Below are 12,992 nucleotides of genomic sequence, written 5' to 3'. Positions count from 1 at the left end.
GGGGGTTTATTCTGATCTAAATGTAATAATAAATTTTGTTCCCTGTCCAGGATGGCTTTCTGCTCTTATACTTCCACCCATTGCTTCTACCTGGGTTTTGGTAATGAACAAGCCTATTCCCTTTGCGTCTTTATTCTTATGAAACGTTTTACGGAAGCCAAATAATTTGTTGCCGAAACGTTCCATATCTATGCCTACACCGTTGTCCTGCACACTTAATATAATGTTTTCATTCTCCTTCCAGGTCTGCAAATGTACGGCAGGAGTACGCTCGGAAGAACGGTAACGGATCGCATTTGTAATAAAATTCTGTAAAATACTGTCCAGGTATACCCTTGGGTATTCAATGACCGGCTCTTCACCAAAGTTATATGTAATCTGGATATTACTGGTTTCAATATCTACCAGCAATACGTCCCTTACTTTCTGCAACCGTTCGGAGAACAACAGCTTCTCCCGCTCCACATTCACATCTTTCCGGATCTGTACCACTTCCACGAGGTCGTTCAGCGTTTCATCTATCTTTTTAATCACCTCATGTACCATGCCGAGGTACAGGTCTCTCTCCTGCTGCGCGATGGCTTCATTGTGCATCTGCATCAAAGCCTTGAGGTTGGCGATTGGCGCCCGCAGGTTATGGGAAGTGATATGGGCAAAGTCTTCCAGCTGCTTGTTCTGATTGAGCAGGTTTTTATTCAGGTTCGACAACTGATCATTGGCTTTTCTCAGGTCCTTCTGCATTTTACGGCTGTCGGTGATATCGCGCATGAATACGGAGATCCCGCCGTCCTGCATGGGTGTGAGGAGGAAGTCGTACCACTTATCCACCCCGGGGAAATAAATGCCAAACGACTGAGATGCCTGCTGGAGAATACATTCCTGCAAACGGGCGAAGAATACGGTACCACTGAGGCGGGGGAATTCTTCGAAGATATTGCTGCCTATGGCTACCGGGTGGCCAATCATTTTTTCGGCCTTGCGGTTCAGGAAATTAACATTCCCGTTTTTCTCCATGGCGGCGTATCCCATGTCGATGGTATCAAAGAAAAGCCGCATCAGTTCTGTATTACGGCTGAGGGCGTCCCTGATTTCCGCTTGTTCAGTAATATCCTGTACTACACCGTACATTCTGACAAGGCGGCCATCTACGTAGCCGGGCTGCCCGATGGAGCGCACTCTTTTGGTTTGTTGCCGTTCAGATACGATGGTAAGTTGTGCATCAAAAGGTTTACCGGCCTGGCACTGCTTTACCAGCGTGTCGAGTATTTCCCTGGACTCAGGAGTATAATATCCCATGGCCCTTTTAAGGTCAATTTCAGCCCCTACGGGGCAGTCGTGAATATGATAGGCTTCGTCTGTCCACCGTACTTTATTGCTTTCTATATCCAGTTCCCAGCCGCCGATTTTGCCGATGGTACCGGTTTGTTGCAGGAATTCCTGGTTTTTCCTGTTTTCCAGTTCCTGCATTTTTTTATCTGTGATATCATTCACCAGCGCCACTACAATCATCTCTTTGTCTACTGGTTCTATCACAGGAAATACGGTAAGGTCCAGGTACACTTCGCGGCCAACGGTGGTCCAGCGTTTATCCTGGGAGAAGTCGATTTTCTTTTCCACGCGCAGCGACCTGTTTTCTTCCAGTGCCTGGATGAAGAGTTTGTCCAGTTCAAACATGGTGGACAGGTCGTCGTTCATTACATTGAAAGGCTGTCGCCCTGCGGGATACGGCGAATTAAAGAAGAAGCGTTGAGTTTGATTGATGCGCCGTATAAACCCGAAGTTATCAAACTGAATGTAGCCGATGGGCAGGTTTTCGATGATATTATCGAGGAGACGTTCGCTTTTCTGGAGACTGAGTTCAGAGAGTTTTTTCTCTGTGATATCGTCCAGGATGAGGAATACATTGACCATATTCCGCTGCTGATCTGTGAGCGGGAACAGGGTGGCTTCGAAGTACACGGGATAAAGCCGGGTAATATTTTCGCTTCTTTTTTCGCGGTAGCTGAGTAGTATTTCCCGTTTGAGTGTTTTACCAGAAGTGATCACTTCTTCAAACAGATCGGAGAGGCCATTGAGGCGGTAGAACGGGTCCTGCAGCCATTGGTATTCCGGTTTGGTGAAGAAAGGATGCGCGTCGCCCCATATTTCGCGCTGGCGACTGTTCATGTCTATGCTCCTGCCGTCGGTTGTAAACTGTTGCAGGCCGAGAGGAAGATTTTCCAGTACCTGGCTGTAATAGATTTCATTTTGTTCTCTTTTTATTTCGGCGAGTTTGCGGGAGGTGATATCGATACCAATGAGCATACAGTGTTCCATGGTACCGCTGCTATTGAGTAGCGGGCTGATACCGGCTTCGAGCCAGATCGGTGTATGTTCATTTTTTAGAAAGCAGCATTGTTCCTGTACCGGTTGACCGGCCAGGAGAGTATTCCATATTTTTTGCCACTGGTCTGCGTTAGCGGGGCGGAGTATGCTGGTCAGAGGTTGGCCTACGATATGATCGGATGATTGCTGCAAAGCGGCTACCACCTGCGTATTTACCGCAGTCACCGTACCGGCGGCATCTATTGTAACAGAGAGTGCACAGGCATTAATAGCGGCTTCGAGATGCTGTAAGTGCCGGTAGTGCTGGTCCAGCATAACTACATTCATATGATAGCAGAATCTAAGATCGTTGTATCAGGAAATCCTAAAGTAGGCATTATATAATAAAAAATCCCTATTGTGCAGGTAAAAGTAATAAAATGTTGGAATAAAGGTCAATTCTTTACTAATGCACGTTTAATGGGGAGATGAATGGCGGGGTTTAATCATTTATCCACGCGTTGTGGATTTTCAGTTTTCCGAAATTGCTAATCGATCGATATCTTTGGGCTGGTTATATAGATTATCATTTTTTTAAATACTAGTAGAGATGAAAGTTTTGATTATCATGGGTTCCGAGAGTGACAAGCCAGTAATGGAAGAATCACAGAAGCACCTTCAATATTTTGGCATTGAAAACGAAATGGTGGTAGCTTCGGCTCATCGTAATCCTGATAAAGTAAGGGAATTGTGTATAACCGCACAGGAGAAAGGATTTGGCGTAATTATTGCCGCAGCGGGCATGGCAGCAGCCTTACCGGGAGTAGTATCTGCTTACACTTCGCTGCCAGTTCTGGGAGTTCCATTAGATGGTGGTTTACCAGGCGGCATTGATGCTTTATATTCCATTGTACAGATGCCTGCAGGCTTACCAGTTGGTACCCTGGCGGTAGGAAAAGCCGGAGCGCGCAATGCAGCTATTCTGGCAGCCCGTATCATCGCTTTGAGCAATAAGGATATTGCAGCTAAAGTGGAAACCTTCAAACAGAACGGGTACAGAATTTAGTGATAGCTTAACAATTGCGTCTTCCAGGTTGTACAAGATTTAAATATATTCGGATTGAAAAATACCGATCATTTCCTGGACAATTAAATCAAGAATCATTGACTGAATCCATTATCAATTTAGACAGTATTAATCCCATTGAGTTTTTCGGTGTTAACAACGGAAAACTAGATCTGCTGAAAAAGAAATTCCCATTGCTTAAGATCCTGTCCAGGGGTACCCAGTTAAAATTGAGTGGGGCACCGGAAGAAGTGGCTACAGCGGAGGAAAAAATTGGTCAGATCGTTAAATACCTGGAGCGAAATGGTAATCTGACGGAGAACTATTTTGAACAGATTCTTGGAGACGAGGAAGGCACAAAAATTGACAATTTCAGCGAGCGTAACCCCAATGAAGTATTGGTATTTGGTCCTAACGGACGTACGGTAAGAGCCCGTACCGCTAACCAGAAAAAGATGGTAGCCCTGGCGGAGAAGAATGACATCATCTTCGCGATTGGACCTGCTGGTACCGGTAAAACCTATACTGCTGTGGCATTGGCGGTTCGTGCGTTAAAGAACAAAGCCGTAAAGAAGATTATTCTCACCCGCCCTGCTGTAGAAGCAGGAGAAAGTCTGGGTTTTCTTCCGGGAGATTTAAAAGAAAAGATTGACCCATATCTGCGGCCATTGTACGATGCGCTGGATGATATGATCCCTGCGGAGAAGTTGAGTTACTACATGACCAACCGCGTTATTGAGATTGCTCCATTGGCGTATATGCGTGGTCGTACCCTGGATAATTCATTTATTATCCTGGATGAGGCGCAGAATGCTACTGATTTGCAGATCAAAATGTTTCTAACCCGTATCGGCGCATCTGCCCAGGCCATTATCACCGGTGACCTTACGCAGATAGATTTACCTAAAAATCAACAATCCGGTCTGGACAGGGCTTGTCGCATCCTTCGCAACATTGAGGGTATTGCACATGTGGAACTTGATGAAGAAGACGTGGTAAGACACCGTTTGGTGAAAGCCATCATCAAGGCATATGAAGCCAATAAGGACAAATAAATGATTTTACTGTTTGGCTATGGCGTTTGCCGGATATTTTTTCCCACCACAACTGCTGGGTTGGGAAAAAATATCCGGTAGCAAAATAGCCAAATATTAAAATATTAACTCTTTGTTAACGGCGATTGCCGTAAGTTCACCTGTTTTTATCCAAGGGAAAGATTCAGTCCGGAAGCCTGTGAATGAGCTATACTATTGTTGTACGACTTTGCAGAATTGAAGTTTACCCCTATTTTTGTTGTGATATATCATAATTTATCGACCGCATGACCAATTTTTTTCGAATCATGACACTGGCATTGACTACAACGTTGCTGTTGGGCAGTTGTAAAAAGAGAGCTTCCCCAGAAGAGGTAGCGCTGGCGTTTATGCATGCGATTCAGGATTCGAACTACGACCAGGCAAGAGACTATGCCACCAAGGAGTCTCAACAGGTAATACAGATCTATGCTATTTTTGATGGCCGCCGCAGTGGCGCTGAAAGAGAAAAGATCAAGAATGCAAGGATAGAGGTTGTCAATATTGAAGAAAACGGCGACAAAGCTGCCGTCACTATACTCAACTCCTCTGCCCACCAGAAAGAAGTGCTTCAGATGGTAAAAGAAAACGGACAATGGAAAATATCCCTGACGTTCGACAGTATCATACCTAACTACGCACCGCAAACAGGTAATGCATTAGATTCTACCGGGGTTTTATCCGCAGATTCTGCCGCCGCTACCGGTATTATTATGCCTGAAACTAAATAAATTCATTCTTTTTACACAAAAGGAAAGGATAATTTTTAGCTATTAACGGGTAGTTCCCTTAATTTTGCCACGCATTAATGAATTGAATGTGTGGCGATTTTCCTGTTTTTACTTACCGGAAACCTAACCATATCTTCATGAAAAGTGAGGTGAATACCTTATTCACTTTTCTACATTAATCCAATATTGAACAATAAACCTTAAAGTAAAGAACATTATTATGATGACAAATCCCTGGCACAGTGTGAGCCCTGGCTCTGAAGTGCCAAATGTTGTAAATGCAATTATTGAAATTCCAAAGGGATGCCGTGCCAAATATGAACTGGATAAAGAAAGCGGTTTACTGAAAATGGACCGTGTTCTCTATTCTTCTGTATACTATCCTGCCAATTACGGTTTTATTCCACAGTCATACTGCGACGACCATGATCCACTGGATATCCTGGTATTGTCTCAAGTGGAGTGTGTGCCTATGTGTATTGTAGAAGCGAAAGTAATCGGTGTAATGCAGATGATAGATGGTGGTGAAGCAGATGATAAAATCATCGCCGTAGCTGCTAATGATATGAGCGTAAACCACATCAACGATATTTCTGAACTGCCGCCTCATTTCATCGATGAAATGCGTCACTTCTTCGAAGAATATAAAAAACTGGAAAAGAAAACCGTTGTGGTAGAAGAATTCCAGGACAAAACCAAAGCAGAAGAAATTATCACACAAAGCTTTGAAGACTATCGCAAGATTTTCAAACAGAGCTAGATAAAGAGCAGAAAGCAAAAAGCAGAAAGCAAAAAGCTATTGAAGCGAATGATATACGCGACAATAGCTTTTTGCTTTCTGCTTTTTGCTTTCTGCTCCCGGTTTAGAAATATCTTTTTATAATCCTCAACTGGTGCGTACGGAGACCAGTATCCGCATTAATAATACCCTGGTTATCGATAGGATCGATACGGACTTTACCGGAAGAGTGGATGATTTCGTGATCATTGAGCAGGATGCCTACATGCGTAATTCTGCCTTCTTCATTATCGAAGAAAGCCAGATCACCGAGGCGGGCTTCCTGTAAAAAATCCACCAGGTGCCCCTGGGTAGCTTGTTGATAAGCATCCCGCCAGAGCGGAATACCGGATAATTTAAATACATTTTGGGTAAACCCGGAGCAATCTATCCCAAACACACTCACGCCTCCCCAGAGATATGCCGTATTTAAAAACTGCATCGCAGCCTGTTTTAACGCCGTTACATCTGCTACCGCAGTATTCGTATAGGGAAGTGGCTTATCTTCGAATTTTACGGTAATATTTCCCCATTGCGTGGCGTTATTATCGGGACTCTTTACCAGGCAACCAAAAGGGACCTGCATGGGTTGTCCGTTCATGGTAACACGGTTCACCCAGCCTGGAAAATACCAGGTAGCCGGTGTCCGGAATAATACTTCCTCAATAGGTTCCAGGTGAGCCATAGTAGCCCAGCCAGTATATTCGTCGTATTGGTTTTTCACCTGCACCCAACCACCGGGAGCCGTTTCCATGATTTCTACACAGGCCCCCCACAGCAATTGGGAAATCATTTCACTCTTATGTGACGCTGCAGCCCGTAATGGCGCAACTGGCACAATGACAATGGCGTATGGCATATTAATTGTATAAATCCGTTTTATTATTCAATAAATTAATGCGCTAAATGAACTTTTTCCGCTTTTGTACGTAAATATAAAGTAATAAGTTTATGCAACAACAGTTAACCAATTTATCGGACAAAGAGCTAATATCCCGCGCCAGGAAACAACGTGATCGCGAGGCAGAAGGCGTATTGATGGACAGGTACAGTCATCTCCTGGTTGCTGTTACCATTCCACATCTGAAGAACAACCCCAACCTGGACCCCAATATTGTTTTTCCCACCCTGCTACAAAGATTGAGTGCCAGTCTTAAAACGCAGACTATCTACAAGGCAAATGAATGGATCTTGCATATTCAGAAAGGATACCTGGGTAAACCGGAAAAAAACACCCCTTTCTATCCATCACGCGATGGCAGAGATTTATTACACATTGAAAATACAGTGGACAAAGCCGCTACCAACATTATTGACCGGCAGGATCTGATTGTACGCCTGGAACAGGCATTGGAACGACTTCATCCAGACGACAAATCCATTATCACGCAATTTTATCTTGAAAATAAATCTTTTGCAGATCTTTCAGCCGCCACCGGCCTATCACGTGATAAGCTGAGATCCCAGCTGAAAGCAGCCAAAGGAAAACTTGCCAAGCTATTTATGAACCAGGGATATGTTAAGTAGTAAACCGAATAATGATAAAGTACTAAAGATTTTTTCCGCTATCCGTTGCCTCAGCAGAGATCAGTTGCCCCGCTATCTGGACGGCAGATTGACTGATGTGGAGAGACATCTTGTAGAACAACATCTCACAGATTGTGATCTGTGTTATGATGCCCTGCAGGCATTGGAGAAAGAAGAGAACACCGATAATTACCAGGACCTCACCAATAAGTTGCAACGCTACGTACACAACAGTATTCAACCTGTTTCGCATGTACAGAAAGTTGCGCAATACACCCGCAAGGAAAAGAACAAAGAACATTTGCTCACCTACTTCTGGATGGTAGCATTTATTGGCCTGGGCATTGGCAGTATATACGTACTACGCGGTCATATGCGGAACCAGCCGCCGGTAAGAGTGATGGCCGCTACGCTGCCAGCCAAAGACTCCGTTAAGGATACAGTAGTGACCACTGCACCGGTAATTACTCCGGAACACAATACGCCGTCAGCCACTGCACCGGTAACGCATCCGGCTGAAACATCCGCCAAACCGCTGATTGCCGCCAATACCCCCCACCCCGATTCTGCTGCACTGAAAAAAGCAGCAGCATTAAAGGCTTTGCAAAAGAAGCATGCAGCAGATAGTGTGAAAAAGCAACAGGCATTACAAAAGCAGGCCGACTCACTGAAAAAGGCTGCCGCCGACAAAGCGAAAGACGATGATAAAAAACCGGATCCCAAACCAGAGGTAAAGCCCGCTCCCAAAGAGGATAAACCCGCTCCTCCCCCGGATCCTCCTAAAAAAGAAACACCGGCTACCGCTATTAACAGCGATGAATATCTTTACAAGGCAGCCATGGTATACCAACAACAGGGCAACCTCGGTGAGGCCATCGACCGGTACAGAAGAATTGAATCAGTGAGCTCAGGCAAGTACGTGGAATTGGCGCGCTACCAGCTGGCCATCTGCTACCGCAGCAAGGGTCAGATGGGCAAGGCTCGCCGTATGTTCCGGGAAGTGATACGCATGGAAGGATCCATGAAAAGTGCGGCCCAGCAGGCTTTAGACAGTATGTGATAAAAATATATCAAAAATATTATGGACTTTTGTGAATGCTGCATCCTATATGCAGCATTCCATTTATTAGCCTGTGAATAATCCAGACATACAACAACTAACAGACCAGGAGCTACTGCAACGGTTCAAAGCTGATAACAACAGTGATTGGATAGGTGTGCTGTTTGACCGCTATGCCGTACTATTATTGGGTATGTGCATGAAGTACCTGAAGAACGAAGAAGATGCACGCGATGCTGTGCAGCAAATCTTTCTCAAGATGTTATCCGACATCAATAAACATGAGATTCAATATTTCAGGGCCTGGATTTACCAGGTAACTAAAAACTACTGCCTCATGCAGTTGCGGCAAAAGCATATGAAATACAAGGAAGAAATTTCCGATAAACATATGGGAGGCATCGCTGCAGAGGAAGAAGATAAGCGGGTATTCCAGGAAAAGGATATCTTGCTGGAAAATATGGGACAGGCCATCAACCTGCTAAACCCTGAACAGAAAGTTTGTGTACAGCTGTTTTACCTGCAAAAGAAATCATACCAGGAAATTGCTGATCAAACCGGATATAACCTGCTACAGGTAAAAAGCTATATCCAGAATGGCAAAAGAAACCTGAAACTTTTACTGGAAAAACAACAACGCGCAAACAAAAGTTAATTTGCACAATAGTGATATGAACGAGCATTTCAACGATATCTTTGTAACTACTAGCTGTCCTTCTCAACAGCAGCTGCTGGACTATGTACAGGGTAAGCTGACTGCTGAAGAACAACATGAAGTAGAAATGCACCTGGCCGATTGCGAACTTTGCAGTGATGCACTCGAAGGACTGGCTGCCATCAAAGAAAAAGAGAAGATACCCGGATGGATCAGAGAGATGAAATGGGAGCTGTTAAAAAAACTGCATAAACGGTACCGCACCAGGAGAAAATCGGATAATTATATATACCTCACCGTTATTATTCTCAGTGTCCTTTTTTTACTGCTGGCCCTGTTCTGGGCTTACCATTTTTCAGCGCTCAGGCGGTGATTAGAGCTATTAGAGCTATTAGCAGTTAGCTTTTAGCTTTTAGCAAAAATGCAGCGGAGATTAACATATACTATGTTCTCCGCTGCATTTTTGCTAAAAGCTAACAGCTAACTGCTAGTACAACGTCTTATCCCCCTTCTCTTTCCAATCTCTGAATACACTTAATGCCGCTGCTGTCGGCATCGCAATCAAAGGAATTTTCTTATCTGTATGTGATTTACTGATTTCCCTGTAAATAAATGAATCATCAAAATCAATGGCTGCCGCATCTTCCTTGGTGTTGGCATAATATACACGTGCTGGCCTGGCCCAGTAAATAGCGCCCAAACACATCGGACAAGGCTCGCAGGAAGTATAAATTTCGCAGTCGTGCAACTGGAAAGTCCCCAGGTTTTTACATGCCTGCCTGATGGCTACTACTTCTGCATGCGCCGTAGGATCGGTATCTGTCAACACCTGGTTCCACCCTTCTCCCACAATTTCCTCTCCTCTTACTACAATAGCGCCAAAGGGTCCCCCATCGCCGTTTTCCATACCCCTGCGTGACAACGTAATGGCGTGTTGCATAAATCGTTTTTCTCTTTCTCCCGGCATATGGTCATTTTTTGGTTCATTCAAATTTAACGAAAGCTGCGCAGAATACCTGCGATGACGGAACACAAAAAAGCCCCGCGAAGAATCGCGGGGCTTATCGTTAACTATGTATCGTCGTATTTAGAATTAATTGTTTCTGATTACTACTACGCCATCAAACACATCTATCAACACTGGTTTGGATTTATCAATATCACCGCTGAGAATTTTCTTACTCAGCAGGTTAATGATTTCCTTCTGAATCAGGCGTTTCAATGGTCTTGCACCAAATTGAGGATCGTAACCCTGAACGGAAAGGTATTCAAGCGCATAATCTGAAAATTCCAATATCATGCCATTCTTTGCAACCATGTCCTTCAACTGTTGTAACTGTATGTTAATTATTCCTTTAATTTCACTTCTCATCAACGGCTGGAACATAATCACTTCGTCAATCCTGTTCAGGAATTCAGGACGAATAGTTTGTTTCAGCACATTCATTACTTCATCTTTCGTCTTATCAACGATCTCTTCTCTGTTGGAATCGTTAATGTTTTCAAAATTCTCCTGGATAATATGACTACCCATGTTGCTGGTCATGATGATGATAGTGTTTTTAAAGTTCACCACACGGCCTTTGTTATCTGTTAAACGACCGTCATCTAATACCTGTAACAAAATGTTAAAAGTATCCGGGTGCGCTTTTTCGATTTCATCGAGCAGGACAACAGAGTACGGTTTACGGCGTACTGCTTCAGTGAGCTGTCCACCTTCATCATATCCCACATATCCCGGAGGCGCTCCTACCAGTCGGCTTACCGAATGTTTTTCCTGGTATTCGCTCATGTCTATACGTGTCATCATGTTTTCATCGTCGAACAGGTATTCTGCCAATGCTTTGGCCAGCTCTGTTTTACCGACCCCGGTGGTACCGAGGAAAATGAATGACCCGATAGGCCTGCGGGGATCCTGCAATCCGGCGCGGCTGCGGCGTATAGCGTCAGATACGGCGATGATGGCTTCGTCCTGACCAATTACACGCTGATGCAGTTCTTCTTCCAGGTGCAGTAATTTATCCTTTTCACTCTGCATCATCTTTGATACCGGGATACCGGTAGCCTTGGCTACGTTTTCCGCGATATCTTCTGCATCTACTTCCTCTTTAAGAAGACGTTTATGATTGGCAGATATTTTATTCAATTCTTCTGTAAGATCAGTCACCAGTTTTTCCTGTTCCTTCACTTTACCGTAGCGGATCTCAGCTACGCGGCCAAAGTCGCCGTTGCGCTCTGCCTGTTCCGCTTCGAGCTTCAGGTTTTCGATCGCTGATTTAGCGTTCTGGATCTGGTCTACTACTTCTTTTTCCGCCTGCCATTTTGCTTTAAAGGTGTTACGTTCTTCACTCAGGCGGGCAATTTCCTCGCGCAGTTCGCGGAGTTTATCTTCGTCATTTTCCCGTTTAATTGCTTCTCTTTCAATTTCCAGTTGACGGATTCTTCTTTCCAGTTCATCCAGCTCCTCCGGCATGGAATTCATTTCCAGCCTGAGTTTAGCGGCACTTTCATCGATCAGGTCAATCGCCTTGTCTGGTAAGAAACGATCCGTGATATAACGATGTGATAATTCTACCGCTGCGATGATGGCTTCATCTTTTATCAGTACGTGGTGATGGCTTTCGTATTTTTCTTTCAATCCACGTAAAATGGAAATTGCATCTTCTACGGAAGGCTCGTCGACCAATACTTTCTGGAAGCGGCGTTCCAGGGCTTTATCTTTCTCAAAATATTTCTGGTATTCATTGAGGGTGGTAGCACCGATAGCACGCAGTTCTCCCCTGGCCAATGCCGGCTTCAGGATATTAGCGGCATCCATGGCACCTTCCATGGCGCCTGCGCCAATCAGGGTGTGGATTTCATCAATAAAGAGGATGATTTCCCCATTACTTTCTGCTACTTCTTTTACCACTCCTTTTAATCTTTCTTCGAACTCACCGCGGTATTTGGCACCGGCCATCAACGCACCCATATCGAGAGCGTAGATAGTTTTGGATTTCAGGTTTTCCGGTACGTCGCCATTGATGATGCGATGGCCCAATCCTTCGACGATAGCGGTTTTACCAACACCGGGTTCACCCACCAGGATAGGGTTGTTTTTTGACCTGCGGGAGAGGATATGCAAGGTTCTGCGGATCTCCTCATCACGACCAATGACCGGATCCAGTTTCCCTTCCCGGGCCATTTCGTTGAGGTTCTTCGCATACTTCTGCAGGGTGTTATACTGGTTACCGCCGGTTTGTGAGTTCACCGTATCACCTTTGCGCAGTTCCCGGATAGCCGCTTTGAGGCCTTTTTCCGTTAAACCCGCATCTTTCAATAACTTGGCAGTATCATCACTACCGCCGAGAATTCCCAACAGCAGGTGTTCTACACTCACAAATTCATCTTTAAATTCTTTGATCGCTGCGCCTGCCCTTAATATTACATTATTGGCATCGCGGCTGAGGGACTGACCGCCTTCACCGGCTGCCATCCGGGGGTATTTATTTATCTGCTCATTGAGCTTACTGTTTACGAAAGTAGTGTTGACATCATTCTTCTTCAGCAAGTATTCAATGGGGCTATCTTCATCATTTAATAAGGCTTTCAGGAGATGTCCTGTTTCAATCGACTGGTTTTGGTTATTAAATGCCAGTTGTTGCGCCTGTTGCAGTATTTCCTGCGATTTTATAGTGAAATTATTCAAGTTCATAAATACGTTTTTTTTGCTCCTTTTTTTGATTTCTCAAACGTGTTTAGGTAACAACAAACCATGATCCAATGTTCTATAACCGGTAATTATGACATATAAAACAA

12 protein-coding genes are annotated in these 12,992 nt (G+C 44.5%); 8 read left to right on the top strand and 4 right to left on the bottom strand.

The window, feature by feature from the left end:
- Positions 1 to 6: 6 nt before the first annotated feature.
- Complete coding sequence (locus J7623_RS15340) at positions 7 to 2,652, bottom strand: PAS domain S-box protein (RefSeq protein ID WP_291921673.1); 2,646 nt, start codon at positions 2,650 to 2,652, stop codon at positions 7 to 9.
- A gap of 262 nt (positions 2,653 to 2,914) precedes the next feature.
- Between J7623_RS15340 and purE the strand changes: the two genes are divergently transcribed.
- The 4 genes from purE to J7623_RS15320 all read left to right on the top strand — a co-directional run bounded on the left by purE (position 2,915) and on the right by J7623_RS15320 (position 5,934).
- Entirely contained in the window at positions 2,915 to 3,370 is a 456-nt protein-coding gene (gene purE, locus J7623_RS15335) for a 5-(carboxyamino)imidazole ribonucleotide mutase (RefSeq protein ID WP_291921671.1), read from the top strand.
- Between the two features lie 98 nt (positions 3,371 to 3,468).
- The gene (locus J7623_RS15330) at positions 3,469 to 4,425 is read left to right on the top strand and encodes a PhoH family protein (RefSeq protein ID WP_291921668.1); all 957 of its coding nucleotides are present in this window, start codon (positions 3,469 to 3,471) and stop codon (positions 4,423 to 4,425) included.
- A 266-nt stretch (positions 4,426 to 4,691) separates the two neighbouring features.
- Positions 4,692 to 5,174 carry a DUF4878 domain-containing protein gene (locus tag J7623_RS15325; RefSeq protein ID WP_291921665.1) on the top strand — a complete coding sequence of 161 codons (483 nt, stop codon included), beginning with the start codon at positions 4,692 to 4,694 and terminating at the stop codon, positions 5,172 to 5,174.
- 220 nt (positions 5,175 to 5,394) lie between these two features.
- Positions 5,395 to 5,934 carry an inorganic diphosphatase gene (locus tag J7623_RS15320; RefSeq protein ID WP_291921662.1) on the top strand — a complete coding sequence of 180 codons (540 nt, stop codon included), beginning with the start codon at positions 5,395 to 5,397 and terminating at the stop codon, positions 5,932 to 5,934.
- 103 nt (positions 5,935 to 6,037) lie between these two features.
- On the opposite strand, the gene J7623_RS15315 is transcribed toward J7623_RS15320, so the two are convergent.
- Positions 6,038 to 6,811, bottom strand: coding sequence for a C40 family peptidase (locus J7623_RS15315; protein ID WP_291921659.1), 774 nt, complete (start codon positions 6,809 to 6,811; stop codon positions 6,038 to 6,040).
- Between the two features lie 92 nt (positions 6,812 to 6,903).
- Here J7623_RS15315 and J7623_RS15310 point away from each other — a divergent pair, with 92 nt between their 5' ends.
- The 4 genes from J7623_RS15310 (at position 6,904) to J7623_RS15295 (ending at position 9,567) form a co-directional block, all read left to right on the top strand.
- A complete protein-coding gene (locus J7623_RS15310) occupies positions 6,904 to 7,479 on the top strand; it encodes a sigma factor-like helix-turn-helix DNA-binding protein (protein ID WP_291921656.1) in 576 nt (191 codons plus the stop codon).
- A complete protein-coding gene (locus tag J7623_RS15305; protein ID WP_291921654.1) occupies positions 7,469 to 8,539 on the top strand; it encodes a zf-HC2 domain-containing protein in 1,071 nt (356 codons plus the stop codon). The genes J7623_RS15310 and J7623_RS15305 overlap by 11 nt, the downstream gene beginning before the upstream one ends.
- A gap of 73 nt (positions 8,540 to 8,612) precedes the next feature.
- A complete protein-coding gene (locus J7623_RS15300; protein ID WP_291921652.1) occupies positions 8,613 to 9,194 on the top strand; it encodes a sigma-70 family RNA polymerase sigma factor in 582 nt (193 codons plus the stop codon).
- A 16-nt stretch (positions 9,195 to 9,210) separates the two neighbouring features.
- The gene (locus J7623_RS15295; RefSeq protein ID WP_291921649.1) at positions 9,211 to 9,567 is read left to right on the top strand and encodes an anti-sigma factor; all 357 of its coding nucleotides are present in this window, start codon (positions 9,211 to 9,213) and stop codon (positions 9,565 to 9,567) included.
- A 114-nt stretch (positions 9,568 to 9,681) separates the two neighbouring features.
- Here the strand turns inward: J7623_RS15295 and J7623_RS15290 are convergent, their stop codons facing one another.
- Together J7623_RS15290 and clpB are read right to left on the bottom strand one after the other, a co-directional pair.
- Positions 9,682 to 10,161, bottom strand: a complete 480-nt coding sequence (locus J7623_RS15290) for a nucleoside deaminase (protein WP_291921646.1) — start codon at positions 10,159 to 10,161, stop codon at positions 9,682 to 9,684.
- 126 nt (positions 10,162 to 10,287) lie between these two features.
- On the bottom strand, positions 10,288 to 12,888 hold the full coding sequence (gene clpB / locus J7623_RS15285; protein WP_291921643.1) for an ATP-dependent chaperone ClpB: 2,601 nt from the start codon (positions 12,886 to 12,888) through the stop codon (positions 10,288 to 10,290).
- Positions 12,889 to 12,992 lie beyond the last annotated feature (104 nt).

The sequence above is a fragment of the Chitinophaga sp. genome (assembly GCF_017745275.1).
GTDB lineage: Bacteria > Bacteroidota > Bacteroidia > Chitinophagales > Chitinophagaceae > Chitinophaga.
The sequence above is the reverse complement of the archived record's forward strand: the minus strand, read 5'-3'. Positions and strand labels throughout refer to the sequence as shown.

What these genes read in the sequence shown, in the direction of transcription:
- J7623_RS15310 (WP_291921656.1), top strand. Translation starts at nt 6,904, where the DNA reads ATGCAACAACAGTTAACCAATTTATCGGACAAAGAGCTAATATCCCGC.
- J7623_RS15295 (WP_291921649.1), top strand. Translation starts at nt 9,211, where the DNA reads ATGAACGAGCATTTCAACGATATCTTTGTAACTACTAGCTGTCCTTCT.
- J7623_RS15320 (WP_291921662.1), top strand. Translation starts at nt 5,395, where the DNA reads ATGATGACAAATCCCTGGCACAGTGTGAGCCCTGGCTCTGAAGTGCCA.
- J7623_RS15340 (WP_291921673.1), bottom strand. Translation starts at nt 2,652, where the DNA reads ATGAATGTAGTTATGCTGGACCAGCACTACCGGCACTTACAGCATCTC.
- J7623_RS15315 (WP_291921659.1), bottom strand. Translation starts at nt 6,811, where the DNA reads ATGCCATACGCCATTGTCATTGTGCCAGTTGCGCCATTACGGGCTGCA.
- J7623_RS15325 (WP_291921665.1), top strand. Translation starts at nt 4,692, where the DNA reads ATGACCAATTTTTTTCGAATCATGACACTGGCATTGACTACAACGTTG.
- purE (WP_291921671.1), top strand. Translation starts at nt 2,915, where the DNA reads ATGAAAGTTTTGATTATCATGGGTTCCGAGAGTGACAAGCCAGTAATG.
- clpB (WP_291921643.1), bottom strand. Translation starts at nt 12,888, where the DNA reads ATGAACTTGAATAATTTCACTATAAAATCGCAGGAAATACTGCAACAG.
- J7623_RS15290 (WP_291921646.1), bottom strand. Translation starts at nt 10,161, where the DNA reads ATGCCGGGAGAAAGAGAAAAACGATTTATGCAACACGCCATTACGTTG.
- J7623_RS15305 (WP_291921654.1), top strand. Translation starts at nt 7,469, where the DNA reads ATGTTAAGTAGTAAACCGAATAATGATAAAGTACTAAAGATTTTTTCC.